This is a genomic window from Streptomyces sp. NPDC001108 (genome assembly GCF_053598535.1).
This window is the reverse complement of record NZ_JBSFKL010000013.1, coordinates 83469-109621: the sequence shown is the minus strand read 5'-3', so window position 1 is coordinate 109621 and position 26153 is coordinate 83469. Positions and strand designations below refer to the sequence as shown.

Here is a 26153-nt window from a genome sequence, read left to right as displayed (position 1 = left end):
CCGGCCGACTCATTGCGGCCGGGGTGCGCGAGGAGCGCAAGCTGAAACTGAGGCTTGTCGTGACGACGCGGCTCCGGTGGAGGTTCGAGTCCTCCCCCCGGCACTCCGTACGACACCGTACGGGAGCGGGCCGGGGTGGCCCAACTGGCAGAGGCAGGCCGCGATCAATCTCAGACTATTGCTCCAGACTCAGCATGGGCCATCCATCGCCGAATCGAACGGACCAGTGCCCACGGGCGTCGAGATGCCGGTTCGACTCCGGCTCGCAGAGCTCCGATCTGCGGTCGTCTAAAGGCAGGACGCGGCGACATCAACCTGACACCGGTCCTTAAACGTGTCGGCGTGCCGTATGGGTGGCACACCAGGGCCTGGGGGCCGGCTACGCCCCCGGGCCCGCTCCCGTTCCCGGGCCCGCTCCCGTTCCCGGGCCCGCTCCCGTTCCCGGGCCCGCTCCCGTTCCCGGGCCCGCTCCCGTTCCCGGGCCCGGTCCCCCTTCCGGCCGGGCACCGCTCATCCTCATGGACACGCCGCGCCCCGCGAAGAACCGCGCGAAGTCGGAGAGGGGCAGTTCCGCCGCCCGCGTCCCGGCCGTCGTGCCCGACGGATTGTGGAAGTGGACGCCCCGGCCGTCGGCCGTCCGCGAGGTCAGCAGCACCAGATGCCCGCCCCGGCCCGGAGCCGGCCGCTCCGGATACCTGATGGCGTAGTGCACCGAGGCCATCACCACACGCCCGGCGTCCAGCAGGCCGGGCAGCTCTTCCGGTGCCAGCTCGCGGTGGACCGTGGCGTCGATCCCGTGCGCCGCGCGGGCGTACTCGGCGAAGGGGGCGTAGATCAGGCCCCGGATCCCGCCCCGCGCGTCCTCGGTGTAGGCGCCGTAACGCAGCGCGCCGTCGCGCAGCGCGAACAGCGAGGGGGCATCGGCGCCGAGCGCCATGCGCAGACAGGTCATCCCGCACAGATGGCCCGACCAGCGGGCGTACTCCGCCGGGGAGGCCGCTCCCGATTCCGCCCAGGCCGGGTCGGTGGCCGGATCGAGCCCCTCCTCCACGATCGGTCCGACGAGGGACGGCGAGGCGAACTGGGTCCGGACGGGGAAACGGCAGGCGGAGCAGGTCACTGGCGAGGTCCGATCACTGGTGGCGTCCGGGCACGGGGGGCGTCCGATGACGGGTGACGTCCGCTTACCGGTTGCCTCCGGTCACTGGCGGTATCCGGTGAGGAAGCGGCCGATGCGGCTGATCGCGGCGTCGAGGTCGTCGGCGTGCGGGAGGGTGAGAATACGGAAGTGGTCGGGGCGGGGCCAGTTGAAACCGGTGCCCTGGACGACCTGGATCTTCTCCCGCAGCAGCAGGTCCAGCACGAACTTCTCGTCGTCGACGATGCGGTGCACCTTCGGATCCAGGCGCGGGAACGCGTAGAGCGCGCCCTTCGGCTTCACGCAGGAGACCCCGGGGATCTCGTTCAGCTTCTCCCAGGCCCGGTCGCGCTGCTCGTGCAGTCGACCGCCGGGCGCGACCAGCTCCCGGATCGACTGACGGCCGCCGAGCGCGGCCTGAATGGCGTACTGCGCCGGCGCGTTGGGGCACAGACGCATGGAGGCGAGCATCGTGAGCCCCTCCAGGTAGCCGCGGGCGTGCTGCTGCGGACCGGACACCACCAGCCAGCCGGAGCGGAATCCCGCCACGCGGTACGTCTTCGACAGCCCGCTGAAAGTGAGGCAGACCAGGTCGGGGGCGAGGATCGCCGCGCTGTGGTGCTCCGCGCCGTCGTAGAGGATCTGGTCGTAGATCTCGTCGGCGAAGACCATCAGGCCGTGCCTGCGCGCCAGGTCGAGGATGCCTTCGAGGACCTCGCGCGGATAGACGGCACCGGTCGGGTTGTTCGGGTTGATGATCACGACGGCCTTGGTGCGGTCGGTGATCTTCGAGGCGAGGTCGGCCAGATCGGGGTTCCAGTCCGCTTCCTCGTCACAGACGTAGTGCACCGGACGGCCGCCCGCGAGGGTGACCACCGCGGTCCACAGCGGGTAGTCGGGGGACGGGACGAGGACCTCGTCACCGTCCTCCAGCAGTGCCTGGACGGCCATCGAGATCAGCTCGGAGACGCCGTTGCCGAGGAAGACGTCGTCGACCCCGACCTCCGTCATCCCCATGTCCTGGTAGCGCTGCGCCACCGCGCGGCGGGCGGACAGGATGCCGCGCGAGTCGGTGTAGCCGTGGGCGCGCGGCAGCATCCGGATCATGTCCTGGACGATCTCCTCCGGCGCCTCGAAGCCGAAGAGCGCGGGGTTGCCCGTGTTGAGCCGGAGCACGCTGTGGCCCGCCTCCTCCAGGGCGTTGGCGTGCTCGATGACCGGGCCCCGGATCTCGTAGCAGACCTCGTTGAGCTTGCTGGACTGCCGGAACTCCATGCGTGCCTCCCCGACCCGATTGCGATACTTGGTTTTACCAAGTTCGACCTTGGAAAGTCCAACAACATGTCTAGACTGAGTCCCATGCCACGTCAGCAACCGTCCGCCGCACGCCCGGTCCGCCGCCGGAGCTACGACCAGTTCTGTGCCACCGCCCGCGCCCTCGACGCCGTGGGCGACCGGTGGACGCTGCTGATCGTCCGTGAACTGCTGGCGGGCCCCCGCCGGTACACCGACCTCCACGCCGACCTGCCGGGTGTCAGTACGGATGTGCTCGCCTCCCGGCTGCGGGACATGGAGCAGAACGGCCTGGCCGTCCGGCGCAGACTTCCGCCGCCGGCCGCCGCCTCCGTCTACGAGCTGACCGAGCGCGGCCGGGGGCTGATGCCGGTGCTGACCGCGCTCGCGGAGTGGGGGGCGCCCGCGCTCGCCGAGCGGCGGCCCACCGACGCGGTGCGGGCCCACTGGTTCGCCCTGCCGCTGCTGCGCGCGCTGGACGGGATCGGCGGGGCCGGAACCGTCGAAGTGCGGCTGGACGAGGGCCGGTTCCACGTCCGCACCGGCGGTACGGAGGACGGCGCTCCGGTCTACGGGGACGGCCCGGCTCCCCGTGCCGACGTCTGCATAGCGCTCGACGTCGAGGTCTGCCTGGAGCTCGCGCACGGCGGGCTGAGCCTCGCCGAGGCGGTCGACGACGGGCGGGTCGAGGTGTCGGGCGAGGGGCCGCTCGCCACCGAACTGCGCGGCGGATGACGGGCGGCCGGGGTTCCCTGCCGCCGCGCGGGGCCCCGGGCCGGGGCGTCAGTTGGCGAGCGTCTCTCCGTACGCGCCGAAGCCGGATACCACCAGGCCGTCCCGGAAGGTCAGCACCTCGCTGACCCGGCCGCCGATCTGGTTGCGGTAGTCGATCACCAGCGCGTCCACGCCCACCCGCACGTCCACCAGCTCGAACCGCAGCTCGGGGATGCGCTCCAGGCCGATCGCCCAGTAGGCGCGCAGCGCCTCCTTGCCGTGCACCGTGCCGGAGGCGTCACCGGTCATCTGCCGGATCACGGGAGAGCTGAAGGTCACGTCGTCGTGATAGTGCGTCAGGATGCGGTCGAGGTCGTGGGAGTTCCAGCCGTCCAGCCATTCGGCGGCGAACGCGCGGGCGAATGCGAGATCCATGGGGGGATCGTAGAAGGCGGGGCCACCGAAGCGCTCGGGCGGTGGCGGATGCGACGCCCACCGCGACGCCGGGCACAGGACACGACGGGCACCGGGCATGCCGCAGAGGACACGCCGCACAGGACACGGCGGGCATCGGGTACGGGCAGGCATGGGGTACGACGGGCGACGGGAGGCCACGGCCATGGACGAACGGGCACCCCGGGACCGGGGCCGGGAGTGTGCGGAGGGGCTCGATCCGGAGTGGCGGGACGCGTTCGCCGAGGAGCTGATCCGGGCGCTCGCCGCCTACTGCCCGGGTTCCCGGGCGGAGCCGCGCGGCTCGCTCGCCCGGGGAACGGCGGACGCGTACAGCGACATCGACCTGGCCTGGACCGTGCCCGGCGACCGGTTCGCCGACTGCCTCGCCGCCGCGCGGGGCGTACTCGGCGCGGTGCGGCCGCTCGACTCGCTGCGCACCGACCCCGACACACGGGAGTCCGGTGGACGGAGGCTGCTCTTCGCCGCCTTCCGCGGGCTGCCGCTGTTCTGGCGGGTGGACCTGGAGGTCGTGGCGGCGGGGGGGAGGCGCGGGCGGTCCCGTACCGCCCGCCGATGACGACTGGTCGAGGCCGGCGAGCGCGCTGGCCAACGCGGTCGCCGCCACGAAGGCCGTGCTGCGCGGCCGGCCGGAGGACGCCCGGGGCCTGCTGGAACGCGGCCTCGGCCGGATCGACGCACCGGAGGGGCCGTCCGGGCAGTGGTTCGCCGACATCCTGCGCCTCGCGGGCATCGCGGCCGAGCGTGAGCCAGGACTGGGACCGCTCGCCGACCGGGTGCGCGCCCTCGCCGAGAGCCACCGGGCGGTCCTCGGCGGCGGCCCCGACGCTCCAGGTCCGGACGGCTCGCCCGGCAGGCCCCCGGGGACCGGTGCCTGACCCGGGTCGTCGGACGGTGATGATGGTGGGGTGCGATTCGAAGCGATCACCTGGGAGCGGCTGGCCGACGTCCTCGCCGCACGCGCCGACGCCCTCGAAGCCGCCGACGGAAGCCCCTGGCCGAAACTCGCCGTGGACGGAGCCCCGGCCGCCCGCACCGGGGAGCTGGCCGAGCGGGTCGCACAGGCGCTGCGGATCCGGGGTCGTGCCGTGCTGGTGGTGTCCACCGAGGGCTTCCTGCGCCCGGCGAGCCTCCGGTACGAGTACGGCAAGGAGGACCCCGACACGTACTTCGACGGCTGGTTCGACACCGGGGCGCTGTGGCGCGAGGTCTTCGGGCCGCTGGAGCCCGGCGGCAGCGGGCGGGTGCTGCCGGACCTCTGGGACCCGGTGACGGACCGGGCCACCCGCAGCCCGTACCGGCCGCTGCCCGAGGGCGGGGTGCTGGTGGTGCACGGCCCGCTGCTGCTCGGCCACTGGTTCCCGTTCGACCTGAGCGTCCATCTGCGGTTGTCGCCGGGCGCGCTGCGGCGGCGCACCGAGGAGAGCGCGCGCTGGACGCTGCCGGCCTTCGCCCGGTACGAGACGGAGACCGCGCCCGGCGAGCACGCGGACGCGGTCGTGCGCGCCGACGACCCCGCGCACCCGGCCTGGACGGGATGGGCCGGGACGACGGGCTGACGCGGAGGGGGGCCCGGCCACGGCGGGCCCATGGCGAGGGCCGGTCCCGGCGGGGAACCGTCACGGGGTGCCGGGGCCGGGGCGGCCGCCCACGGTGGTGACCGCCTCCGCCCCCGCCCGGCACCCCGCCGCCGCGGCCGCCATGTCGTCCGCCCCGGCCAGCCGCGCCGCGAGGAAGCCGCCGGTGAACGCGTCGCCCGCCCCGGTCGAGTCCACCGCCCCGGTGATCCGGACGGCGGGGACGTGCCCGACCACCGCGCCCCCGGCCGCGAGCAGCGCTCCGCCCTCGCCGAGCGTGACCACCACCCGGCCCACCTGATGGCTCAACTTGGCTGCCGCCTCGGCCGGTTCGGGCAGTCCGGTCAGCAGCCGGGCCTCGTCCGCGTTGGGCAGCAAAAGATCGGCGCCCGCCACGGCGGCCAGGAAACGTCCGGTCCCCAGCTCGGCGAGGAAGCCGGCCGAGGCGGGATCGACGCTCACCGTGATCCGCCGTCGCCGCGCCTCCCGCAGGGCGAGCAGCGCCGTCGCCCGGCTTACCGCGGCGAACAGGAGATACCCGGAGAGATGGAGGTGGGCGACACCGTCCAGCATCGACGGCGACCAGTCGTCGGGGGAGAGGTGCAGGATCGCACCGCTGTCGGTGAGGAAGGTGCGTTCGGCGGCGGAGTCGACGAGCGCGACGACGGTGGCGGTCGGCTCCCGCCCGTCCACGACCAGCAGGGGGCGGACCCCCGCCCGCCGCAGCGCGTCCCGGTGCCACTCCGCGCTGTCGGCGCCGACCCGGGCGAGCAGCCGCACGTCCGGGCGGCCCGAACGGGCGGCCCAGCAGGCCACGTTGGCCCCCGCGCCGCCGGGCAGCGTACGGATGCGGGCGCTGGTGTCCGTGCCGCGCGCCAGGGGTGAGCAGTGCCGGGCGACGACGTCCGTGACCACGTCCCCGACGACGAGCAGGCCGCCGCCGGTCATGCCCCGGCCGCCGGTTCCTGCCGCGTGTCGCGGCCCGCGTGGTCATCGGACGCGGGGCTCCGGGGGTTGTCGGCGGTCCACGCGACGGCGATCCGCGCGGCCAGCGACACGTTCCCGCGTACGGCCGCCAGATTGGCCTCCAGCGAGGCGCCTTCGGTGCCCCGCGCCAGCCGCTCCAGGAGGAAGGGGGTGATCGCCTGCCCCGTGATGCCCCGCTCCTGGCACTCCGCCAGGGCCTCGGCCAGCACATGGTCGTGAAGCTCCGGATCCAACTGGTCGGCCACGGACACGGGGTTGGCGACGACCAGGGCGGACCCGGGGCCGCCGAGCGCGTCCTGGGCCCGCATCACGGCGGCGACCTCCTGGGGCGTGCGCACCGTCCAGTCGACCGGCTCGCCCGAACTGGTCAGGTAGAAGCCGGGGAACCGGTCGGTGCCGTAGCCCAGCACCGTGACGCCCAGCGTCTCCAGGCGCTGGAGCGTCGCGGGGACGTCCAGGACCGACTTCACGCCCGCGCACACCAGGGTGATGCCGGTCCGGGCGAGGAGCCGGAGGTCGGCGGACTCGTCCTGGGTCCGGACCCACTCCCGGTGCACGCCGCCGAGTCCGCCGGTCGCGAAGAAGCGCAGTCCGGCGCGTGCGGCCAGGAAGGCCGTGGCGGACACGGTGGTCGAGCCGCTCGCGCCCGTCGCCAGGGCCGGGGCGAGGTCCCGGTGGCCCAGCTTCCGCATCGCCGGGTCCATGGCCACCCGGTCCAGCTGGGCCTTGTCCAGGCCGATCCGGGGCTTTCCATCGAGCACGGCGATCGTCGCGGGCACCGCGCCCGCGGACCGTACGAGATCCTCCAGCTCCGCGGCGACCCGCAGGTTGCGGGGGCGCGGCAGACCGTGGGCGATGATCGTCGACTCCAGGGCCACGACGGGATGGTGCGTGGCGAGGGCGTCCCGTACCTCGGCGGAGAGGACGGGGACGCCGGAGGGCGCGCTGCGCGACGCATTGAATGACATGTCCACATCCCTGTCGCGAGCGCGCCCGCCTCAAACGTGCGGCCGGGAGGGCGGGGCGGCGCACAGCGGCTCGGAGACCGCCCGCCACCTGGGCATGGCCTGCTGCGGCGCGCCGCGAAGGCGGTCGCTAAGGTGACCGGCCATGAGCACTTCTGATCACTCTCCCGCCTCTTTCGTCGTGCATATCCCGGATGCCGCACTCGAACCGGAACCGCTCGACCCCGCCCAGATCGTCTCCGGTGAGCCCGTGGTGACCGGCAAGGTGCTCTGGGAGTCGCCCGACGGCAAGCAGCTGCGCGGTATCTGGCAGATCACCCCCGGCGTGGTCACCGACACCGAGGCCAACGAGCTCTTCGTGGTCGTCAGTGGTCGGGCGACCGTGGCCGTCGAGGGCGGCGCGACGCTGGAGATCGGTCCGGGCGACGCCTGCGTGCTGCGCGAGGGCGACCGCACGACCTGGACGGTGCACGAGACGCTCCGCAAGGCCTATCACATCAGCCTCTGAAGCCACTCCGGCCGCAGGAGGCGTCCCTGCCTCGAAGCCGCTCCGGCCGCTGATGAAGCGGAAACGCTGGGCCGGAACCGCTGGATCCGGGGCGTTGCCCCGGAACCGGCGAACCCGGGACGCCAGATCTGGAACCGCTCCTTCCGTGAGGGCGGTTTCAGTCCCGGGGCGGTGCCGAGGGGGCGAGTGCCCGGCGCAGTGCCAGTGCCGCCATGGGCAGCAGCAGGCACGCCCCGATCGCGTTCAGCCAGCCGTAACCCGCCCGGGCGACGACGACCCCGGCGACGGCTCCGCCGACCCCCGCCGCCGTGTTCATGGTCAGGTCCGACAGACCCTGCACGGCGGCGCGCGCGGCCTGCGGTACGGAGTCGGTGAGCAGCGCCGAACCGCCGACCAGCCCCGCCGACCAGCCGAGGCCGAGCGTGAAGAGACCGGCCGCCGTCTGCCCGTGGCTGCCGCTCGCGGTACCGGCCAGCAGCGTGGCGCAGGCCAGCAGCGCGGCCGCCAGGCCGATCACGGCGAGCCGTCCCAAACGGTCCGACAACCAGCCCATGACCGGGGAGAACGCGTACATCCCCAGGATGTGACCGCTGATGACCAGGCCGATCAGCTGGAGCCCGGCGCCGTGGTGGCCCAGTTCGACCGGGGTCATCACCATGATCGAGACCATCGCGGTGTGCGAGACGGCCACCGTCGTCAGCGCCAGTCGCGCCATCGGCGAGGCGCGGACCGCCGCGATCCCGGCGCGCAGCGAACGTCCGGCCGCGGACGCCTCGTCCTGCGGCGCCAGCGCCCGTGCCGTGAGCAGCGGGTCCGGTCGCAGCAGCGCCCCGACGACCATGGCGGACACCAGGAAGATCCCGGCCGCGAAGACGAACGGGCCGGCCTGCTCGGACACCGGGCCGCCGCGGAAGAACCGGCCCACCGGGGCGGCGATGTTCGGCCCGAGGACGGAGCCGATCGTGGTGGCCCAGATGACCGTGGAGATCGCCCGGCCGCGCCGCTCCGGCTCGGCCAGGTCCGCCGCGGCGAACCGGGCCTGGAGGTTGGCGGAGGAACCCGCGCCGAACGCGGCCATACCGAGCAGCAGCAGCGGGAAACTCTCCACGAGCGTCGACAGCACCACGAGCCCCGCGCCCAGGGCACCGATGAGATAGGCCAGGACGAGCCCGGGGCGCCGCCCGCGGGCGGTCATCAGCGCGGCCAGCGGCAGCGAGAGCAGCGCCGTCCCGGCCACCGAAGCCGTCGGACCCAGCCCGGACAGCTCCTCCGAACCGCCCACCTCCGTGGCCAGCACCGGGGCCAGGGCGATGCCTATGGGCACGCCGAGGCCGCCGAGTATCTGGCTGGCTATGAGCACCGTCGACGTCCTGCGCCGCAGGGCGGGCAGTTCGGCCGCCGGGACCGGAGCGGGTGGAGCGGCCGGGGAGCCGGACCTGGCGGGGGCGTCGGATGCGTCGAACATGTTGGTCACCGGCGCAGTGTGCCAGCCCGTGCGGACGCGCGGAAGCGGGCGTATGCCCAGCTCGCGTCCGGGGACGGCCGGCTGCCCCCGGCGGCCGGGTCAGAACAGCGGCCGCGGCAGCACGCCCTCCAGCGCCAGCAACTGCCGCTTGGTCTCCAGCCCGCCGCCGAAGCCGCCGAGTCCGCCGTCGCTCTCCACCACCCGGTGGCACGGCACCACCACCGGCAGCGGATTGGACGCCATCGCCACTCCGACCGCCTGCGCAGCCCCCGGCTGCCCCACCCGCCGGGCGAGCTCCCCGTACCCGACGACCGTCCCGTACGGCACCCCCGTCGCCAGCTCGCGGAGCACCTGACGGTTGAAACCCGAGGTCAGCGACCAGTCCAGGGCGAGCGAGAACTCCCGCGGCGCACCGGCGAAGTACGCCGCGAGCTGGCGTATCGGCTCCGCGAGCCGGGCGGAGCCGGGCCGCTCCACCGGCTCCGCGCCGAACCGGTCCCGCAGCCGGCCCACCGCCGCCTCCCGCACCTCGGGGCGGGCGTGGAAGACCACGCTCACCAGCCCCGTCCCCGTCGCGGCGAGCAGCAGCGGGCCGATGTCGCTCCCAACGACGGCCCACTCGACGACCCCGTTGCTGTTCATGGCACCACCGTACGGCCGCCCACTGACAACGGGAGCGGGGCCCGGGAGACGCTCCCCGTACGGACGCTCCCGGAGGCTGCCCCGCCATCCCCGCCCGCCGGTCAGCGCGTGGCGTCACGCACCACGTCGGGGTTGTTGGTGATGATCCCGTCCACGCCCAGGCCGGCCAGTTTCGTGGCGGTCGCGGCGTCGTTGACCGTCCAGGTGTTGACCTGGAGCTTCTTGCCGTGCGCGCCCTTCAGCGCGTGCACCGCCGCCACGTAGTCGGCCGAGACCGAGGGGTGGGAGGGGTTGATCTGGTCGGTGAACGCCGCGTACGACGGCAGGTCGGCCACCGCGGGGGTGCCGAGGAAGCCCGTCGTCACGTCCGGACGCAGCTGGTGCACCTTCTTCACACTGTCCGCGCCGAAGCTCTGGACGACGAGCCGGTTCTTCACGTGGGCGCGGTCGAGCCACCCGTTCTGGCGCAGGACCCGCAAGGTCTCCTTCTCGATGCCCGGGTAGAGCTCGGGGCTCTTGATCTCCAGGAGGAGCTTCTGCCGGTTGCGCTCGACCCGCTTCAGGTACTGCTTGAGCGTGGGCACCCTGGTCCCGGCGAACTGCGGGCCGAACCAGCTGCCCGCGTCCAGCTTCGCGATCTCCTTCGCCGTGAAGTCCTTGACCCCCCACGACGCGCGGCCCGGGAAGACCTCCTCGACGTCGGTGGTCCGCCTCAGGTCGGTGTCGTGCATGACCACCAGCACACCGTCCTTGGTGAACTGGACGTCGTTCTCCACCCAGTCGAAGCCGAGGGCACGGGCCTTGTCGATCGCGGGCAGCGTGTTCTCCGGCGCGTACGCCGAGGCACCCCGGTGGGCGATGACGACGGGCGAGGACCGCTTCGCGTCCGCAGGACCGCTCGCGGCCAGGGCCTCGGTGCCGGACATCAGGACGGCGCCGCTGCCGACCACGGCGGCGGCGACGAGAGCGGCGGTTGCGGTACGTGCGTACACGTGTACTCCTTGCGTCGAAAGGTGCCAACGGGCCGAGAGTGGCACCCGTGTACCAACGGGGAACAGGCGAAGGATGGCCACAGCGTGAACGCAGTCGCCGACACCGGGTAACGGACCGGAAGCGCACTAGCTAAAATGCAGCTCTTCTGTTTGTTTGCCGGGACTCGCGCCTTAGGGTCACCCCGAACCCCGGGCTTCCGCGAAGGGCGTACGAGCATGCAGGGCACGATCGACGGATTCAGCTACGGAGCGGTGACGCCCGTGGCGGCTTTCCTCATGGCCTGCCTCGGCGCGGCCCTCGGCCTGCGCTGCACCAACCGCTCACTGCGCACCGAACGCTCCTTCAAGGCCGGCTGGCTGGCGCTCGGCGCCACGTCCATCGGCTCCGGCATCTGGACCATGCACTTCATCGCGATGACGGGCTTCTCCGTCGAGGGCGTGACCATCGGCTACGACAAGGCGGTCACCTTCGCCAGCCTCGCGGTCGCCATCGGCATGGTCGGCGTCGGCATCTTCGTGGTCGGCTACCGGGGCGCCACCACGATGGCCCTGGTGACGGGCGGCACCATCACCGGACTCGGCATCGCCACCATGCACTACCTGGGCATGGCCGGAATACGCCTCGACGGACAGCTGGAGTACGACACGCTCACCGTGGTGCTCTCCGTCGTGATCGCGGTGGTGGCCGCCACCACCGCGCTCTGGGCCGCCGTATCCGTCAACGGTTTCCTGCCCAGCCTCGGCGCCAGCGTGGTCATGGGCGTCGCGGTGAGCGGCATGCACTACACCGGCATGGCCGCGCTCAGCGTCCACCTGCACCCCGGCGCGATCCCCGAGGCCGGAGTGGCCGGAACGGTGAACGCCCCGCTGGTGCCGTTGCTGATCGGGCCCGGCTGCTTCCTCGTCCTGGCCGCGGTCGTCGTCATGTTCGACCCGCTGATGGTGATGGGCACCCCGGACTGGAACGACCCCGCGGCCGCCGACGGTGCCCGGCGGATCGCCGGGATCCCGGCCCAGCGACGGGCCCCGAGCTTCGGCACGTACGCCGATCCGGCCTCCTTCCACTCCCGGCGGAGCGACCCCGCACCCCCCGGGGAGTGGTGAAACCGGGCCCGCTCCTTCGGCCGGTCCGGCCCGGTTGTCAGTGGCGGGTCGTACGGTGGTCACATGCGGCCCGTTTCGAAGATCGAACGTTCGATGGCGCCTTTCGAGGTCGTCAGTCCCTACCAGCCCAGCGGTGACCAGCCCGCGGCCATCGCCGAGCTGGAGCGGCGCATCCGCGCGGGTGAGAAGGACGTCGTACTGCTCGGCGCGACCGGCACCGGCAAGTCCGCGACCACCGCGTGGATGATCGAGAAGCTGCAGCGCCCCACGCTCGTGATGGCGCCGAACAAGACGCTCGCCGCCCAGCTCGCCAACGAGTTCCGCGAGCTGCTCCCCAACAACGCCGTCGAGTACTTCGTCTCGTACTACGACTACTACCAGCCCGAGGCTTACGTCCCCCAGTCGGACACCTACATCGAGAAGGACTCCTCGATCAACGAGGAGGTCGAGCGGCTGCGCCACTCCGCGACGAATTCGCTGCTCACCCGGCGCGACGTCGTCGTGGTCGCCTCCGTCTCCTGCATCTACGGCCTCGGCACGCCCCAGGAGTACGTGGACCGCATGGTCCAGCTCAAGGTCGGCGACGAGATCGACCGCGACCAGCTGCTCCGCCGCTTCGTCGAGATCCAGTACACCCGCAACGATCTCGCGTTCACCCGGGGCACCTTCCGGGTCCGCGGCGACACCATCGAGATCTTCCCGGTCTACGAGGAGCTCGCCGTCCGCATCGAGATGTTCGGCGACGAGATCGAGGCGCTCTCCACCCTCCATCCGCTCACCGGCGAGGTGATCAGCGAGGACCGGTCCCTCCACGTCTTCCCCGCCAGCCACTACGTCGCCGGTCCCGAGCGCATGGAGAAGGCGGTCAACGGCATCGAGCAGGAGCTGGAGCAGCGCCTCGCCGAGCTGGAGAAGCAGGGCAAGATGCTGGAGGCCCAGCGGCTGCGGATGCGCACCACGTACGACATCGAGATGCTCCGCCAGATCGGCACCTGCTCCGGCGTCGAGAACTACTCGATGCACTTCGACGGCCGCTCGCCCGGCACCGCCCCCCACACCCTCCTCGACTACTTCCCCGAGGACTTCCTGCTCGTCCTCGACGAGTCGCACGTCACCGTGCCGCAGATCGGCGCCATGTACGAGGGTGACGCCTCCCGCAAGCGCACCCTCGTCGACCACGGCTTCCGGCTCCCCTCCGCGCTGGACAACCGCCCGCTGAAGTGGGAGGAGTTCCTGACCCGGATCGACCAGACGGTCTATCTCTCCGCCACCCCGGGGACGTACGAGCTGTCCCGGGGCGACGGCTTCGTGGAGCAGATCATCCGCCCCACCGGCCTCGTCGACCCCGAAGTGGTCGTCAAGCCCACCGAGGGCCAGATCGACGACCTGGTGCACGAGATCCGCACCCGCGCCGAGAAGGACGAGCGCGTCCTGGTCACCACCCTCACCAAGAAGATGGCCGAGGACCTCACCGACTACTTCCAGGAACTCGGCATCCAGGTCCGCTACCTGCACAGCGACGTCGACACGCTGCGCCGCATCGAGCTGCTGCGCGAGCTGCGCTCCGGCGAGTACGACGTACTGGTCGGCATCAACCTCCTGCGTGAGGGCCTCGACCTGCCCGAGGTGTCGCTCGTCGCCATCCTCGACGCGGACAAGCAGGGCTTCCTGCGTTCGGGTACGTCCCTGATCCAGACCATCGGCCGCGCCGCCCGCAACGTCTCCGGGCAGGTCCACATGTACGCCGACACCATCACCCCGGCGATGGCGCAGGCCATCGACGAGACCAACCGCCGCCGCGAGAAGCAGATCGCCTACAACACCGAGCGCGGTATCGACCCGCAGCCGCTGCGGAAGAAGATCAACGACATCGTCGCGACCATCGCCCGCGAGGAGGTCGACACGGAGCAGCTGCTCGACAGCGGCTACCGCCGCACCAAGGACGCCAAGGGGACCAAGGCCCCGGTTCCGTCGCTGGGCGCCAAGCGGGCCGGAGCCGGGCGGGCCAAGGGCGAAGCGGCGATCACGGACCGGCCCGCCACCGAACTCGCCGGGATCATCGAGGAGATGACGGACCGGATGCGCGCGGCCGCCGCGGACCTCCAGTTCGAGGTGGCGGCACGGCTGCGCGACGAGGTCGGGGAGCTGAAGAAGGAGCTGCGCCAGATGCGTGAGGCGGGCCTCGCCTGAGCCCGCCCCGCCGGGAAAGCCCCGGTGTGTTGCAGGACCGACACAATACGGCCCGACGCGAGCGTGCCACCGGCGCGACTGCGTAGGGTTTCTGAGAAACCGCGCACGGACGGTTGCGGGGAAATGCGGAGAGGGGACAGCGCGTGACGGTCAATATGACCAAGGGGCAGGCCATCAGTCTGCAGAAGAGCGACGGGGGAACCCTGACCGCGGTACGGATGGGGCTCGGCTGGCAGGCGGCGCCGCGCCGGGGCCTGTTCGGCTCGCGAACCCGGGAGATCGACCTCGACGCGTCGGCGGTGCTCTTCGCCGACAAGCAGCCGGTCGACGTGGTCTTCTTCCGCCACCTGGTCAGTGACGACGGCTCGGTCACCCACACCGGGGACAACCTGGTCGGCGGCGCCGGCTCCGGCGGCGACGACGAGGCGATCCTGGTCGACCTCCAGCGGGTGCCGGTCCACATCGACCAGATCGTCTTCACGGTTAACTCCTTCACCGGCCAGACGTTCCAGGAGGTGCAGAACGCCTTCTGCCGCATCGTCGACGAGACGAACGGCCAGGAGCTCGCCCGCTACACCCTGGACGGCGGCGGGCAGTACACCGCCCAGATCATGGCCAAGGTGCACCGCGCGGGCAACGGCTGGCAGATGACCGCCCTCGGCAACCCGGCCAACGGCCGCACCTTCCAGGACCTGATGCCGGCGATCCTGCCGCACCTGTAGCCAGGGCCCGGCCCGAGCCGGTACACATCAGTACCCGCAGCTCCCGGAGGCATCGGCCGCCGGGAGCTGCGGCACATCGCGCGCCCCGCGGCGGGGCGCGCCGCAGAGCAGCGCATCGTCGAGGGGACAGGGCAATGACGGCCGAGCTGGTCCGGGGGCAGAACCACGCACTGCCCCAGACCCGACTGGAGATCCGGGTAGCGGCCGGCACGCCGGTGGTGGCCGGCGCCACGCTCGGCGACGAGAACGGCACCGTACGCGGCACCGAATGGATCGCGCACCCGGGATCGCCCCAGCTCCCCGGGCTCGAAGTCTCCAAGCAGGCCGCCGCCGACCACCGGCTCGCCGTGGACCTCGACGCCCTGCCCGCCACGGTGCACCGGGTCACCGTGCTGCTGGCCCTGCCGACCGGGGGCGGTGGCCCGCTGCGATTCGGTGCCGTCGCCGCCCCCTTCGTCGCCGTCACAGGTCTCGACGGCGCCGAGATCGCCACCTTCACCCTCACCGGCCTGGACAGCGAGTCCGCGGTGGCCGCCCTGGAGCTCTACCGCCGCCAGGGAGCCTGGAAGGTGCGCGCCGTCGGCCAGGGCTACGCCGGCGGCCTCGAAGCCATGCTCGCCGACCAGGGCCTGCCCGGCGCCGCCGTGCTGGCCCGCTCCATCCAGGAGGCGGTCGGCCGGGCGATGGCCCGCTCGGTCGCCCCGCCCCCGCCGCGCACCCCGGACACCGGCCGCACCGGCCCCGTACCGGCCCAGGGCGGCCCCCGGCCGGCCGAGCCGCTCACGGAGCCCGCCGCCCCGCCCGGCGCCACCATCAACTACGCGCATCCGCGCCGCCAGACCTCCGCGCCCCCGCCGCCGCCCCCCGCCGCGCCGCCCGCGGAACCGGGCCGCCCCGCCCGGCCCGTCGCCGGTGACGCGACCGGCTGGTCCATGGATGAGCGCCTCTACAACCAGATCTGGGGCATGTTCGAGGATCTGGCCCGCACCACCGCCGCGTACCGCAGCGCCGTCGACTTCGCCGAGTCCCGCATGGAGAAGGAGCTGGACAGCGCCCTGTCCGACCCGCGCAGCCGGATCGGCGGCGCGGGCGACCGGGCCCGGGCCGAGGCCCGCGCCAAGCACGACGAGCTGACCGCCCGCGCCCGCGAGGCCCTCGACCGCGACCTCGCCCAGCTCACCGCCGAGTCCGATGTGGTGGAACCCGCCCTGCCCGCCGCGTTCGCCCGCTGGGACAACCCGGTCTGGCACGCCTACCGGGTCCCGATGGAGATCCCCATGGCGCTGCGCCTCGGCGACCTCCACCTCCCCGAGAAGCCCGACCTGACCATTCCACTGCTGGTCCGGCTGCCGCTGGAGCGCGGGCTCTGGATCGACAGCGGCCGTACGTCGTCCGAGGCCGCCGCCCTGCTCGACGGCGACCGGCTGCGCGGCCTCGCGATGGAGAGCGCCGTCCTCCTCGCGGCCCGGCTGCTGGCCGTCTACCCGGCCGACGAGTTCTCCGTCCATGTCATCGACCCGGCGGGTACGGCGGCCGGGGCGCTCGCGCCGCTGGTCCGGTCCGGGGCGCTCGCGACACCGCCCGCCCCGGGGGCCGGAGGCGTGTCCTCGGTCCTGGCCCACCTCACCCGCCGCGTCGACCTGGTGCAGATGGCGCTCCGGGCCCGGGCAGCCGACTCGCTGCCGCCGGACGTGGACCCGGCCGAGCAGCTGCTGATCGTCAACGACTTCCCGCACGGTTTCGACGACCGGGCCGTCACCCAGTTGCGCTACCTCGCCGACGAGGGCCCCTCGGTCGGCGTCCACCTGATGATGGTCGCCGACCGGGAGGACGCCGCCGGGTACGGGCCGGTGCTCGACCCGTTGTGGCGTTCGCTGCTGCGGATCACGCCGGTCCCCGACGACCATCTGGCCGACCCCTGGGTGGGGCACGCCTGGACGTACGAGCCGCCGCGCGTCCCGCCGGGCAGCCGGGTCCTGGAACAGGTGCTCGCCCAGGTCGCCGCGGCCCGGCACACCCGGCGCTGAGCGGTCGCCCCCGGCCCGCTGCGGGCCGGGGGCGACCGCGTATCGCGTCTTCTCCATCCCTTCTGACCTGCGCTTTTGATGGGGCATTGCCTTTCTCTTTACCTTTTCTTGGTTATTCCTGTACTGTTCCTTGAACGGAGGGGAGTACTCCCGTACGCGACGTTCCCGTCAGTACGGACCGTGACCGGTCCCGGGGCGTCGGCCCGTGGTGCGCAGCCCGTGCACCCGGGTGGAGGAGACCTCCGGCAGCGACGACGCTGAATCAGTAGCCGTAGCGAACTGCCGGAGGCGCAGTGGACGTTTCATGGACCGTCTGGGTGCTGACCATTCTTGGTCTGTCCGCCCTGATCGCCGTCGACTTCTTCATCGGGCGCAAGCCTCATGACGTGACGACCAAGGAAGCCGGAATCTGGACCGTCGTCTGGATCGCGCTGGCCGCCCTCTTCGGGCTCGGTCTGCTGCTCCTCGGCGAGAGCCAGGCGTCGGGCGAGTTCTTCGCGGGCTTCATCACCGAGAAGTCGCTCAGTGTCGACAACCTCTTCGTCTTCGTCCTGATCATGGCGAAGTTCTCGGTGCCCTCGCACCTCCAGCAGCGGGTGCTGCTGGTCGGTGTGCTGATCGCGCTGGTACTGAGAGCGATCTTCATCGCGGCCGGTGCCGCCGTGATCGCCAACTTCTCCTGGGTCTTCTACATCTTCGGCGCGTTCCTGGTGTACACCGCCTGGAAGCTCGTCCAGGAGGCGCGGGCCGGTGAGGAAGAGGAGGAGTTCGAGGAGAACCGCCTGCTCAAGAGCATCGAGCGGCGCTTCGGGGTGGCCGACCGCTACCACGGCACCAAGCTCTTCATCCGGAACAACGGCAAGCGCGTCCTGACCCCGCTGATGGTCGTCATGCTCGCCATCGGCACCACCGACGTGCTGTTCGCCCTGGACTCCATCCCCGCCATCTTCGGCCTGACCCAGGACCCGTACATCGTCTTCACCGCCAACGCCTTCGCGCTGATGGGGCTGCGGCAGCTGTACTTCCTGATCGGCGGGCTGCTGAAGAAGCTGGTCCACCTGAGCTACGGGCTGTCGGTGATCCTCGGCTTCATCGGGGTGAAGCTGGTGCTGCACGCCCTGCACGAGTCCGGGGTCGACGTCCCCGAGATATCCATCCCGGTGTCGCTCGGCGTCATCTGCGGCGTGCTGGTCATCACCACGGTCACCAGTCTCCTCGCCGGCCGGAAGCAGGCCCGCGCGGAAGCCGCCGCGGAGGACACCGCCGACAAGGGCACGGGTGTGGGCGCCTGACCGCCGCGCGACGGCGCCGGGCCCGCTCCACCGAAGAGGTGGGCGGGCCCGGCGCCGTCGGTGTCACCAGCCCCGGGCGCGCCACTCGGACAGCTGCGGGCGCTCGTCGCCGAGCGTGGTGTCGTGGCCGTGACCGGGGTAGACCCAGGTCTCGTCGGGCAACTGGTCGAAGAGCTTGGTCTCCACGTCGTGGAGCAGGCTCGCGAAGGCCTCGGGGTCCTTGTGCGTGTTGCCGACCCCGCCGGGGAAGAGGCAGTCGCCGGTGAACACGTGCGGGGCGCCGTGCGGGTCGTCGTAGACCAGGGCGATGGAGCCCGGGGTGTGGCCGACGAGATGGCGCACGGTCAGGGCGACCCGGCCCACCCGGACGGTGTCCAGGTCGTCCACGAGCACATCGGTCGGGACGGGGATCCCCTCCGCGTCGTGACGCCCGGCGACGGTGCGTGCCCCGGTGGCCGCGACGACCTCGGCGAGCGCCTGCCAGTGGTCGCCGTGCCGGTGGGTGGTGACGACGGACGCGATGCCGTCGTCACCGATCAGCCGGAGCAGCGTCCCGGCCTCGGCCGCCGCGTCGATCAGCAGCTGCTCGCCGGTGGCCCGGCAGCGCAGCAGGTACGCGTTGTTGTTCATCGGGCCGACGGCGACCTTGGAGATCATCAGATCCGTCAGCTCGTGCACATCCGCGCGCCCGCCGACCTTGACCGCTCCGCTGTACGTCATGGCCTCAGCCTATAGCGGGGGAAGTGCCGGGAGGGGGCCTCCCTCGACCTTCAGGGCGGCCCCGTCGCGGCGGCCGCTGAGCCAGCCGAGAAGCTCGGGAGCGGTGCCGCGGACCGTGACCGGGCCGCCCTCCGCACCGCCGCCGGTGGTCCGGACCGGGCCCCGGTCGTCGGCAAGGCGCGTGGCGACGACATCCGGGTGCCCGTCGAACCGCTCGGCGAGGAACTCGATCTCCCGCGCGACGAACTCCTCCGGCAGGTCCTCCAGCTCGTAGCCGATCCCGAGGTCGACATGGTGCAGCTCCACCTCGACGAGGCGGCGGAAGGGGAGCCGGGAGGCCGAGTCGGTCACTCCGTTGCGCAGGGTGACCGTGCGCGACCAGTCGGCCGGGGCCGCGGCGGCGGAGTCGAAACGGGCGGCGCTCCCGGACAGGTCGGCCCGCTGCTCGGCCGGCGGCCGGGGCGCGTCGCGCTCGATGTCGCGGTCGCGGGTTTCGCCGTCCGCGTACATGGGTCGGCCCTGGAGAACATTTACGAGCGCGTCGGCGTTACGGGAGAGGTGTGCGAGGACATGCCCCCTGCTCCAGCCGGGCAGTCGGGACGGCGCGGCGAGTGCCGCGGCATCCAGTTCCGCGGTGGCGCTGAGCAGCCGATCAGTGGCTTCACGTACGGAGACCAGGTCGTGCGCATGATCAATCATGCGGCCGAGCCTAGTCCGACCACTCGTTCGGGTGAAGGAGGCCGGAGCCGTCCGTAAATCGAATGTGCGTGCTATACGCTCGGGGTTGAAAGCTTCGTACATCGCTGTGGCGCCCCCCATACCCTGGGACAGGGGCTCAGTTCCCCCATTTCTCTCCAGAAAGGTGCGGACCGGCGTGGCCGACCGTCTCATCGTCCGTGGCGCGCGCGAGCACAACCTCAAGAACGTCTCGCTCGACCTTCCCCGTGACTCGCTGATCGTCTTCACCGGGCTCTCGGGTTCGGGCAAGTCGTCCCTTGCGTTCGACACGATCTTCGCCGAGGGCCAGCGGCGCTACGTGGAGTCCCTCTCCTCGTACGCCCGCCAGTTCCTCGGCCAGATGGACAAGCCGGACGTCGACTTCATCGAGGGTCTCTCGCCCGCCGTCTCCATCGACCAGAAGTCGACCTCGCGCAACCCGCGCTCGACGGTCGGCACCATCACCGAGGTCTACGACTACCTCCGGCTGCTCTTCGCCCGGATCGGCAAGCCGCACTGCCCGGAGTGCCGCCGTCCGATCTCGCGCCAGTCGCCGCAGGCCATCGTCGACAAGGTGCTCGCGCTGCCCGAGGGCAGCCGCTTCCAGGTGCTCTCGCCGCTGGTGCGCGAGCGCAAGGGCGAGTTCGTCGATCTCTTCGCCGACCTCCAGACCAAGGGATACAGCCGCGCCCGGGTCGACGGCGCGACCGTGCAGCTCTCCGAGCCGCCCAAGCTGAAGAAGCAGGAGAAGCACACCATCGAGGTGGTCATCGACCGCCTCACGGTGAAGGAGAGCGCCAAGCGGCGGCTGACCGACTCGGTCGAGACCGCGCTCGGACTCTCCGGCGGCATGGTCGTGCTCGACTTCGTCGACCTCCCCGAGGACGACCCCGAGCGCGAGCGGATGTACTCGGAGCACCTCTACTGCCCGTACGACGACCTCTCCTTCGAGGAGCTCGAACCGCGCTCCTTCTCCTTCAACTCGCCCTTCGGCGCCTGCCCCGACTGCACGGGCATCGGCACGCGGATGGAGGTCGACCCGGAGCTGATCGTCCCCGACCCGGAGAAGTCGCTCGACGAGGGCGCCATCCACCCCTGGTCGCACGGCCACACCAAGGAGTACTTCGGCCGCCAGATCGGCGCGCTCGCCGACGCCCTCGGGTTCCGTACCGACATCCCCTGGGCCGGACTGCCGCAGCGGGCGAAGAAGGCGCTGCTCCACGGTCACAAGATCCAGACCGAGGTCCGCTACCGCAACCGGTACGGGCGGGAGCGCGCGTACACCACCCCGGCCTTCGAGGGAGCGGTGCAGTTCGTCAAGCGGCGCCACTCCGACGCGGAGAGCGACTCCAGCCGGGAGCGCTTCGAGGGGTACATGCGCGAGGTGCCCTGCCCGACCTGTGAGGGCACCCGGCTCAAGCCGATCGTCCTGGCGGTGACGGTGATGGAGAAGTCCATCGCCGAGGTCTCCGCGATGTCGATCAGCGAGTGCGCCGACTTCCTCGGGCGGATGAAGCTCAACGCCCGCGACAAGAAGATCGCCGAGCGGGTGCTGAAGGAGGTCAACGAGCGGCTGAGGTTCCTGGTCGACGTCGGTCTGGACTACCTCTCGCTCAACCGCGCCGCCGGCACCCTCTCCGGCGGCGAGGCCCAGCGCATCCGGCTGGCCACCCAGATCGGCTCCGGTCTGGTCGGTGTGCTGTACGTGCTGGACGAGCCGTCCATCGGTCTGCACCAGCGGGACAACCACCGGCTGATCGAGACCCTGGTCCGGCTCCGCGACATGGGCAACACGCTCATCGTCGTGGAGCACGACGAGGACACGATCAAGGTCGCCGACTGGGTCGTCGACATCGGCCCCGGCGCCGGTGAGCACGGCGGCAAGGTGGTCCACTCCGGATCGCTCAAGGAGCTGCTGGCCAACGACGACTCGATCACCGGCCAGTACCTGAACGGCACGAGGTCCATCCCGACGCCCGACATCCGCCGCCCGGTGGACCCGGAGCGCCTGCTCACGGTGCACGGCGCCCGGGAGAACAACCTCCGGGACATCGACGTCTCCTTCCCGCTCGGCGTGCTCACCGCCGTCACCGGCGTCTCGGGCTCCGGGAAGTCGACGCTGGTCAACGACATCCTGTACACCCACCTCGCCCGGGAGCTGAACGGCGCCAAGTCGGTCCCCGGCCGGCACACCCGGGTCGACGGCGACGACCTGGTCGACAAGGTGGTCCACGTCGACCAGTCGCCCATCGGCCGCACGCCCCGGTCCAACCCGGCCACGTACACCGGTGTCTTCGACCACGTCCGCAAGCTCTTCGCGGAGACGATGGAGGCGAAGGTGCGCGGCTATCTGCCGGGCCGCTTCTCCTTCAACGTCAAGGGCGGCCGCTGCGAGAACTGCTCCGGCGACGGCACGATCAAGATCGAGATGAACTTCCTGCCGGACGTGTACGTCCCGTGCGAGGTCTGCCACGGGGCGCGCTACAACCGGGAGACCCTGGAGGTCCACTACAAGGGCAAGTCCATCGCCGAGGTGCTGGACATGCCGATCGAGGAGGGCCTGGAGTTCTTCGAGGCCGTCCCCACGATCGCCCGCCACCTGCGCACGCTCAACGAGGTGGGGCTCGGTTACGTACGGCTCGGCCAGTCCGCGCCGACGCTCTCCGGCGGTGAGGCGCAGCGCGTGAAGCTCGCCAGCGAGCTGCAGAAGCGCTCCACGGGCCGCACCGTCTACGTCCTGGACGAGCCGACCACCGGTCTGCACTTCGAGGACATCAGCAAGCTCATCAAGGTGCTCTCCGGCCTGGTCGACAAGGGCAACTCGGTGATCGTCATCGAGCACAACCTCGATGTCATCAAGACCGCGGACTGGGTCATCGACATGGGACCCGAAGGCGGCAGCGGCGGCGGCATGGTCGTCGCCGAGGGCTCGCCGGAGCAGGTCGCCGGGGTTCCGGCCAGCCACACCGGGAAGTTCCTCCAGGACATCCTGGACCCGGACCGGGTGAGCGAGGCCGCCGTGCCCACGGCCCGCAAGGCCGCGCGGAAGACGGCCAGGAAGACGGCGGCGAAGCCCGCCACCGCCAAGAAGGCCGCGGCGAGGAAGACGAGCCGCGCGCGGAAGGCGTGACCGGTTTAAGCGCGGTGGTGGTCCCCCTCGTCCGGGGCCACCACCGCGCCCTGACCAGGGGCGATCGGGTGGGGAGCGGCCCGGCCGCAGGGGAGTCGGTCTCCGCCGGTATCGTCGGTTCCGTCACCGATGGCACCGATGGCCCGAGCCGTCCGCGGTACTCCTGCGTACCCGCGCGGCGCGGCCGCGTCCGGCGCCCATCCGCCCCTCCTGACCACTGGAGACCGCATGCCCGGCCAGCCCGCCGCCCGCCGAACCGTGCTGAAGGGTGCCGCTCTCGCCGGCGCCGCCGGGCTGGGAGTGGCCGCCTGCTCGACCGAGTCGAAGCTCGGCCACGCCGAGACGCCGACGCCCACCGCCCCCGTCGAGCTCGGCCCGCCGGACGCGATCGCGGTCGGCGAGTCCAAGCTCTACCGCAACGAGCGGGTCATCGTGAGCTGCCCGGCCAAGGGCCAGTACAAGGCGTTCAGCGCCCAGTGCACCCACGCGGGCTGCCTGCTCGACAAGGTCGAGGACAACGTGGGGACGTGCCCCTGCCACGGCAGCCACTTCGACACCACGACCGGCAAGGCCATGCGCGGCCCGGCGACCGCGCCGCTGCCCGCCGTCCCGGTCAGGGTCGAGGGCGGAAAGCTGGTAGCGGGCCCCGAGGCCTGACCGCTCCCGGACCCGACCGTTCCCGGACCCGAGGCAGACCGGGCCCGAACCTGCGGCGGACCGGGCCCGCGGAAGACCAGGGCCGAAGCGCGCCGCTCCCGGGCCCGGAAGATCACTCCCAGTCCCAGTCGATGCCGACCAGACCGGGCCGTACCCCCTGTTCGACCAGGTGGACGGTCCGGTGCCGGCCGGCCAGCGTGAGATCCGTACGCCCGCCGCGCGGGGCCCCCGCCGAGACCTGGGCGAAGCGTCGGCAGCGTACGGGCAGCGCGGCCTCGTCGAAGGCCACCTGGAGCACGTACTGCCCGCCGCCGAAGCTGAACCCCCGCACGTACTCGCGGGAGGGGCCTCCCGTGCCGTCGTGGAAGCCGTAGCCGAAGAGATGGGTGTCGCCCGCCCGCAGCCGGACGTCGAAGAGCAGCTCGGCGACGAGCACCCCCGTCGCGCGGTCCCAGCGGACCCGTCCGGTCCGGCAGTTCTCCCGGGCCGTCACCCGCACCCGTGCCGGATCGCAGCCCGGATCGCCCCGGTGGACGGCGAGATAGCGGTCGATGTCGTCCCGGTGGGCCCGCACCACGTGCTGCGACTCGCGCTGCCGCAGCTCCCGGCCCGGACCGATCCGCACCCGCTCGTGGTGCCCCACCGTGTGCAGCCCGCCGTCCACCGGTGAACCCAGATGGCCGAGCAGCCGCTCCACCGCGCCGGACGACTCCAGCAGGGAACGGTAGGAACGCGCCGCGGGGCGGTCGGCGTCCGGCCGGGAATCCCCGGTGCCCAGCAACCGGAGCAGCGAGTTCTCCGGCAGTTGCAGCACCTCCTCCAGCGCCTTCACGGCCCTCAGCGACTCGGCGCGCTGCGGCCGCCGGGCCCCCTGCTGCCAGTAACTCAGGCTGGTCACACCGACCTTGACCCCGCGGTGCGCGAGATGGTGCTGGACCCGCTGGAGCGGCAGCCCGCGCACCGACAGCGCGGTGCGCAGCGCCAGATGGAACGGGCCGGTGTGCAGCACCTGCGCCAGCTCGGCCTCGGTGTGCTGCATGGGGACCTCCAGGTGAACGTTCACGGCGCGGTGCCCGGGGGACCGCGCCGGAAGGGTGGTGCCGCAGGTGGCCGGGGGAGGGCCGTTCACGTACCCGCCACGCCGTTCACACCGCGATGTTCCCCCGCATTGAAGCGTGTTGACCCGCCTCCGACAACGGTCGATGCTCCTCGCACAGCGTCCGGACGCGCTCCTTTCGATCCCACACCCCCGCCTCGGGAGGAACGCCATGCGCAACCGAATACGAGTCCGCAGGGGACGGTTCCTGGCGGCGACCGCCCTGGCCGCCGCACTCCTCGCCGTACCGACGACGACCGCCACCGCCGCCCCGGCGCCCGCCGCCCCCACCCAGGCGAGCCCGCTCGCCGCCACCCAGCGGTTGAACATCACCATGCAGGCCCAGCAGAAGAGCAACTGGTGCTGGGCGGCGTCCGGCAACACCATCGCCACCTGGTTCGGCCGGAACTACTCGCAGAACCAGTTCTGCAACGCCGCCTTCGGCCGGGCCCAGGGCTACGAGTGCCCCAACTCCCAGGCCACGCTCGGCAACGTCCAGGACGGCCTGTCCTGGGCCGGGGTCAGCCCCGGCTCCTACGTCACCGGCTGGCTCCGCTACCCCACCGTCCAGGCCGAGATCGCCGCCGGGCGCCCCGTGGAGACCCGCATCCAGTGGTCGTCCGGCGGCGGCCACATGCACGTCCTGTACGGGTACGACGACTCGGGCAGCTGGGTCTACTGGGGCGACCCCTGGCCCTCCAGCAACCGTTACAACTGGGCCTCGCACGCCTGGTACGTGAACAACGGCGAGTTCTCCTGGACCCACTCCCTCTACCGGATCGGAGCGTGACGCGATGAAGCACGAGGCCACCCGCGCCGCGCACCCCGCCCGGCCCGCACGCCCCTCGCGCACCACCCGGTCCGCCGTCGCCGCCCTGGCCGCCACCGGGGCGCTGGCGGGCTGCGCGCTGCTCACCGTCGCGGCCCCCGGAGCGGCCGCCGCCACCGGCCCGACCGCCGGACCGGCCGCCCTGGCCGCCGCCCGGGAGGCGGCCGCCGAGCCCGCCACCCTGGACACCCTGGCCCGGTTCTTCGCCCGGGAGGGCGCGGTCAGCAGGTCGGCCGCGGCACCCCGGATCGAGGGCGCCACCGTCCCGGTGCGCACCCTCGACCCGGACTTCGTGGCTGGGAAGCCGGGGGCGCCGGTCGCCCGGCTCGACTACCTCGCCACCACCGCCGTCTCCTCGGACGGCCAGAAGGCGTCCCTGTGGTCCCTTCCGAAGGAGGGGACGGACGGCATCTGGCAGGTGGTGAACATCGCCACCGGCGACGACGAGGCCCGCTACACCGCCGCCGGCGCCCGGAAACTGCCCGGCGGGACGGTCTTCCACGAGCCCCAGGTGGACGCCTGGTACGTCCAGAAGGGCACGCGGGTGCTCCCGCTGGACCAGGACGCCGTCCGGGCGGTCGGCCCCCGGGGCACCACGCTCGCCGCCTACCGCGCCCGGGTGCACGCCGCCTACGGGGACAAGCTCCCCGGCTCCGGATACGCCCGGTCGGGCAGGGCGGGCGGCTACGCCCCGTCCACCGCCCCCGCACCCGGCACCGGCACGGACGCCGGTCGGCGGACGGCGGCCACGGGCGCGGTCTCCGGCCCGGCGGTGAGCGTCGCCTCGGCCGCCGCCGGAGCCGGTGCCCTGCTCGCCCTCGCCCTCACCGGCCGGGCCGTCCTGCGCGGACGGCGGCGGACCGGCCCGGCGGGCGGCTGACCCCAGGCCCCGGGGCGCGCTCCCACGTTCCGCG

The 26153-nt window shown here is 72.3% G+C and carries 25 protein-coding genes and 1 pseudogene; 15 read left to right on the top strand and 11 right to left on the bottom strand.

Annotated features, from left to right (window positions below):
- The first annotated feature begins 17 nt into the window (after nucleotides 1-17).
- A pseudogene (locus ACWC97_RS26110) lies at nucleotides 18-103 on the top strand.
- A 276-nt stretch (nucleotides 104-379) separates the two neighbouring features.
- Here the strand turns inward: ACWC97_RS26110 and ACWC97_RS26105 are convergent.
- Both ACWC97_RS26105 and ACWC97_RS26100 read right to left on the bottom strand, forming a co-directional pair.
- Nucleotides 380-1120, bottom strand: a complete 741-nt coding sequence (locus tag ACWC97_RS26105; RefSeq protein WP_450651881.1) for a peptidase — start codon at nucleotides 1118-1120, stop codon at nucleotides 380-382.
- Between the two features lie 81 nt (nucleotides 1121-1201).
- Complete coding sequence (locus tag ACWC97_RS26100; protein ID WP_385211430.1) at nucleotides 1202-2413, bottom strand: pyridoxal phosphate-dependent aminotransferase; 1212 nt, start codon at nucleotides 2411-2413, stop codon at nucleotides 1202-1204.
- An 84-nt stretch (nucleotides 2414-2497) separates the two neighbouring features.
- Here ACWC97_RS26100 and ACWC97_RS26095 point away from each other — a divergent pair, with 84 nt between their 5' ends.
- Nucleotides 2498-3166, top strand: a complete 669-nt coding sequence (locus tag ACWC97_RS26095; protein ID WP_385211432.1) for a winged helix-turn-helix transcriptional regulator — start codon at nucleotides 2498-2500, stop codon at nucleotides 3164-3166.
- 48 nt (nucleotides 3167-3214) lie between these two features.
- On the opposite strand, the gene ACWC97_RS26090 is transcribed toward ACWC97_RS26095, so the two are convergent.
- On the bottom strand, nucleotides 3215-3580 hold the full coding sequence (locus ACWC97_RS26090) for a nuclear transport factor 2 family protein (RefSeq protein ID WP_352275006.1): 366 nt from the start codon (nucleotides 3578-3580) through the stop codon (nucleotides 3215-3217).
- Nucleotides 3581-3764: 184 nt separating this feature from the next.
- On the opposite strand from ACWC97_RS26090, the gene ACWC97_RS26085 reads away from it, so the two are divergent.
- From ACWC97_RS26085 to ACWC97_RS26075, 3 genes are read left to right on the top strand one after another with little or no spacing between them, the layout of a single operon-like run.
- On the top strand, nucleotides 3765-4178 hold the full coding sequence (locus tag ACWC97_RS26085) for a hypothetical protein (protein ID WP_450651879.1): 414 nt from the start codon (nucleotides 3765-3767) through the stop codon (nucleotides 4176-4178).
- 55 nt (nucleotides 4179-4233) lie between these two features.
- The gene (locus ACWC97_RS26080) at nucleotides 4234-4497 is read left to right on the top strand and encodes a hypothetical protein (RefSeq protein WP_450651878.1); all 264 of its coding nucleotides are present in this window, start codon (nucleotides 4234-4236) and stop codon (nucleotides 4495-4497) included.
- Nucleotides 4498-4527: 30 nt separating this feature from the next.
- On the top strand, nucleotides 4528-5178 hold the full coding sequence (locus tag ACWC97_RS26075; RefSeq protein ID WP_450651876.1) for a uridine kinase: 651 nt from the start codon (nucleotides 4528-4530) through the stop codon (nucleotides 5176-5178).
- 60 nt (nucleotides 5179-5238) lie between these two features.
- On the opposite strand, the gene ACWC97_RS26070 is transcribed toward ACWC97_RS26075, so the two are convergent.
- Nucleotides 5239-6144 carry a carbohydrate kinase family protein gene (locus ACWC97_RS26070; protein WP_450651874.1) on the bottom strand — a complete coding sequence of 302 codons (906 nt, stop codon included), beginning with the start codon at nucleotides 6142-6144 and terminating at the stop codon, nucleotides 5239-5241.
- Nucleotides 6141-7151 (bottom strand): pseudouridine-5'-phosphate glycosidase, encoded by a 1011-nt coding sequence (locus ACWC97_RS26065; protein WP_352275011.1) that lies wholly within the window; start codon nucleotides 7149-7151, stop codon nucleotides 6141-6143. The genes ACWC97_RS26070 and ACWC97_RS26065 overlap by 4 nt, the downstream gene beginning before the upstream one ends.
- Nucleotides 7152-7293: 142 nt before the next feature.
- Here ACWC97_RS26065 and ACWC97_RS26060 point away from each other — a divergent pair, with 142 nt between their 5' ends.
- Nucleotides 7294-7656: a cupin domain-containing protein gene (locus tag ACWC97_RS26060; RefSeq protein ID WP_352275012.1), complete on the top strand. Its 363-nt coding sequence runs from the start codon at nucleotides 7294-7296 to the stop codon at nucleotides 7654-7656.
- A 157-nt stretch (nucleotides 7657-7813) separates the two neighbouring features.
- Here ACWC97_RS26060 and ACWC97_RS26055 read toward each other — a convergent pair whose 3' ends face one another.
- The 3 genes from ACWC97_RS26055 to ACWC97_RS26045 all read right to left on the bottom strand — a co-directional run bounded on the left by ACWC97_RS26055 (nucleotide 7814) and on the right by ACWC97_RS26045 (nucleotide 10755).
- A complete protein-coding gene (locus ACWC97_RS26055) occupies nucleotides 7814-9121 on the bottom strand; it encodes an MFS transporter (RefSeq protein WP_450651948.1) in 1308 nt (435 codons plus the stop codon).
- Between the two features lie 99 nt (nucleotides 9122-9220).
- Nucleotides 9221-9763, bottom strand: a complete 543-nt coding sequence (locus tag ACWC97_RS26050; protein ID WP_450651871.1) for a methylated-DNA--[protein]-cysteine S-methyltransferase — start codon at nucleotides 9761-9763, stop codon at nucleotides 9221-9223.
- Between the two features lie 101 nt (nucleotides 9764-9864).
- The gene (locus ACWC97_RS26045; RefSeq protein WP_352275014.1) at nucleotides 9865-10755 is read right to left on the bottom strand and encodes a glycerophosphodiester phosphodiesterase; all 891 of its coding nucleotides are present in this window, start codon (nucleotides 10753-10755) and stop codon (nucleotides 9865-9867) included.
- A 216-nt stretch (nucleotides 10756-10971) separates the two neighbouring features.
- On the opposite strand from ACWC97_RS26045, the gene ACWC97_RS26040 reads away from it, so the two are divergent.
- The 5 genes from ACWC97_RS26040 to ACWC97_RS26020 all read left to right on the top strand — a co-directional run bounded on the left by ACWC97_RS26040 (nucleotide 10972) and on the right by ACWC97_RS26020 (nucleotide 18090).
- Nucleotides 10972-11859, top strand: a complete 888-nt coding sequence (locus ACWC97_RS26040; protein ID WP_352275015.1) for an MHYT domain-containing protein — start codon at nucleotides 10972-10974, stop codon at nucleotides 11857-11859.
- 63 nt (nucleotides 11860-11922) lie between these two features.
- A complete protein-coding gene (uvrB, locus tag ACWC97_RS26035) occupies nucleotides 11923-14049 on the top strand; it encodes an excinuclease ABC subunit UvrB (protein WP_450651869.1) in 2127 nt (708 codons plus the stop codon).
- 143 nt (nucleotides 14050-14192) lie between these two features.
- Entirely contained in the window at nucleotides 14193-14771 is a 579-nt protein-coding gene (locus ACWC97_RS26030; RefSeq protein WP_352275017.1) for a TerD family protein, read from the top strand.
- A 134-nt stretch (nucleotides 14772-14905) separates the two neighbouring features.
- A complete protein-coding gene (locus tag ACWC97_RS26025) occupies nucleotides 14906-16798 on the top strand; it encodes a TerD family protein (RefSeq protein WP_450651867.1) in 1893 nt (630 codons plus the stop codon).
- Between the two features lie 293 nt (nucleotides 16799-17091).
- Complete coding sequence (locus tag ACWC97_RS26020; protein WP_450651865.1) at nucleotides 17092-18090, top strand: TerC family protein; 999 nt, start codon at nucleotides 17092-17094, stop codon at nucleotides 18088-18090.
- A 63-nt stretch (nucleotides 18091-18153) separates the two neighbouring features.
- On the opposite strand, the gene ACWC97_RS26015 is transcribed toward ACWC97_RS26020, so the two are convergent.
- On the bottom strand, nucleotides 18154-18810 hold the full coding sequence (locus tag ACWC97_RS26015) for an MBL fold metallo-hydrolase (protein WP_352275020.1): 657 nt from the start codon (nucleotides 18808-18810) through the stop codon (nucleotides 18154-18156).
- 9 nt (nucleotides 18811-18819) lie between these two features.
- Nucleotides 18820-19509 (bottom strand): maleylpyruvate isomerase family mycothiol-dependent enzyme, encoded by a 690-nt coding sequence (locus tag ACWC97_RS26010; protein ID WP_352275021.1) that lies wholly within the window; start codon nucleotides 19507-19509, stop codon nucleotides 18820-18822.
- 175 nt (nucleotides 19510-19684) lie between these two features.
- Between ACWC97_RS26010 and uvrA the strand changes: the two genes are divergently transcribed.
- Both uvrA and ACWC97_RS26000 read left to right on the top strand, forming a co-directional pair.
- Entirely contained in the window at nucleotides 19685-22657 is a 2973-nt protein-coding gene (uvrA, locus tag ACWC97_RS26005) for an excinuclease ABC subunit UvrA (RefSeq protein WP_450651864.1), read from the top strand.
- 228 nt (nucleotides 22658-22885) lie between these two features.
- Nucleotides 22886-23314, top strand: a complete 429-nt coding sequence (locus tag ACWC97_RS26000; RefSeq protein WP_352275023.1) for a Rieske (2Fe-2S) protein — start codon at nucleotides 22886-22888, stop codon at nucleotides 23312-23314.
- Between the two features lie 112 nt (nucleotides 23315-23426).
- Here the strand turns inward: ACWC97_RS26000 and ACWC97_RS25995 are convergent, their stop codons facing one another.
- On the bottom strand, nucleotides 23427-24353 hold the full coding sequence (locus ACWC97_RS25995) for a hypothetical protein (RefSeq protein WP_352275024.1): 927 nt from the start codon (nucleotides 24351-24353) through the stop codon (nucleotides 23427-23429).
- 229 nt (nucleotides 24354-24582) lie between these two features.
- Here ACWC97_RS25995 and ACWC97_RS25990 point away from each other — a divergent pair, with 229 nt between their 5' ends.
- On the top strand, nucleotides 24583-25200 hold the full coding sequence (locus ACWC97_RS25990; RefSeq protein ID WP_352275025.1) for a papain-like cysteine protease family protein: 618 nt from the start codon (nucleotides 24583-24585) through the stop codon (nucleotides 25198-25200).
- 4 nt (nucleotides 25201-25204) lie between these two features.
- Nucleotides 25205-26119, top strand: coding sequence for a hypothetical protein (locus tag ACWC97_RS25985; RefSeq protein ID WP_450651861.1), 915 nt, complete (start codon nucleotides 25205-25207; stop codon nucleotides 26117-26119).
- Nucleotides 26120-26153: the final 34 nt, after the last annotated feature.

Excerpts from the sequence above, each read along its gene's own strand:
- ACWC97_RS26040 (WP_352275015.1), top strand. The coding sequence starts at position 10,972 with ATGCAGGGCACGATCGACGGATTCAGCTACGGAGCGGTGACGCCCGTG.
- ACWC97_RS26010 (WP_352275021.1), bottom strand. The coding sequence starts at position 19,509 with ATGATTGATCATGCGCACGACCTGGTCTCCGTACGTGAAGCCACTGAT.
- ACWC97_RS25985 (WP_450651861.1), top strand. The coding sequence starts at position 25,205 with ATGAAGCACGAGGCCACCCGCGCCGCGCACCCCGCCCGGCCCGCACGC.
- ACWC97_RS26090 (WP_352275006.1), bottom strand. The coding sequence starts at position 3,580 with ATGGATCTCGCATTCGCCCGCGCGTTCGCCGCCGAATGGCTGGACGGC.
- ACWC97_RS25995 (WP_352275024.1), bottom strand. The coding sequence starts at position 24,353 with ATGCAGCACACCGAGGCCGAGCTGGCGCAGGTGCTGCACACCGGCCCG.
- ACWC97_RS26070 (WP_450651874.1), bottom strand. The coding sequence starts at position 6,144 with ATGACCGGCGGCGGCCTGCTCGTCGTCGGGGACGTGGTCACGGACGTC.
- ACWC97_RS26060 (WP_352275012.1), top strand. The coding sequence starts at position 7,294 with ATGAGCACTTCTGATCACTCTCCCGCCTCTTTCGTCGTGCATATCCCG.
- ACWC97_RS26050 (WP_450651871.1), bottom strand. The coding sequence starts at position 9,763 with ATGAACAGCAACGGGGTCGTCGAGTGGGCCGTCGTTGGGAGCGACATC.
- ACWC97_RS26055 (WP_450651948.1), bottom strand. The coding sequence starts at position 9,121 with ATGTTCGACGCATCCGACGCCCCCGCCAGGTCCGGCTCCCCGGCCGCT.
- ACWC97_RS26000 (WP_352275023.1), top strand. The coding sequence starts at position 22,886 with ATGCCCGGCCAGCCCGCCGCCCGCCGAACCGTGCTGAAGGGTGCCGCT.
- ACWC97_RS26065 (WP_352275011.1), bottom strand. The coding sequence starts at position 7,151 with ATGTCATTCAATGCGTCGCGCAGCGCGCCCTCCGGCGTCCCCGTCCTC.
- ACWC97_RS25990 (WP_352275025.1), top strand. The coding sequence starts at position 24,583 with ATGCGCAACCGAATACGAGTCCGCAGGGGACGGTTCCTGGCGGCGACC.
- ACWC97_RS26095 (WP_385211432.1), top strand. The coding sequence starts at position 2,498 with ATGCCACGTCAGCAACCGTCCGCCGCACGCCCGGTCCGCCGCCGGAGC.
- ACWC97_RS26025 (WP_450651867.1), top strand. The coding sequence starts at position 14,906 with ATGACGGCCGAGCTGGTCCGGGGGCAGAACCACGCACTGCCCCAGACC.
- ACWC97_RS26085 (WP_450651879.1), top strand. The coding sequence starts at position 3,765 with ATGGACGAACGGGCACCCCGGGACCGGGGCCGGGAGTGTGCGGAGGGG.
- uvrB (WP_450651869.1), top strand. The coding sequence starts at position 11,923 with ATGCGGCCCGTTTCGAAGATCGAACGTTCGATGGCGCCTTTCGAGGTC.
- ACWC97_RS26015 (WP_352275020.1), bottom strand. The coding sequence starts at position 18,810 with ATGACGTACAGCGGAGCGGTCAAGGTCGGCGGGCGCGCGGATGTGCAC.
- ACWC97_RS26100 (WP_385211430.1), bottom strand. The coding sequence starts at position 2,413 with ATGGAGTTCCGGCAGTCCAGCAAGCTCAACGAGGTCTGCTACGAGATC.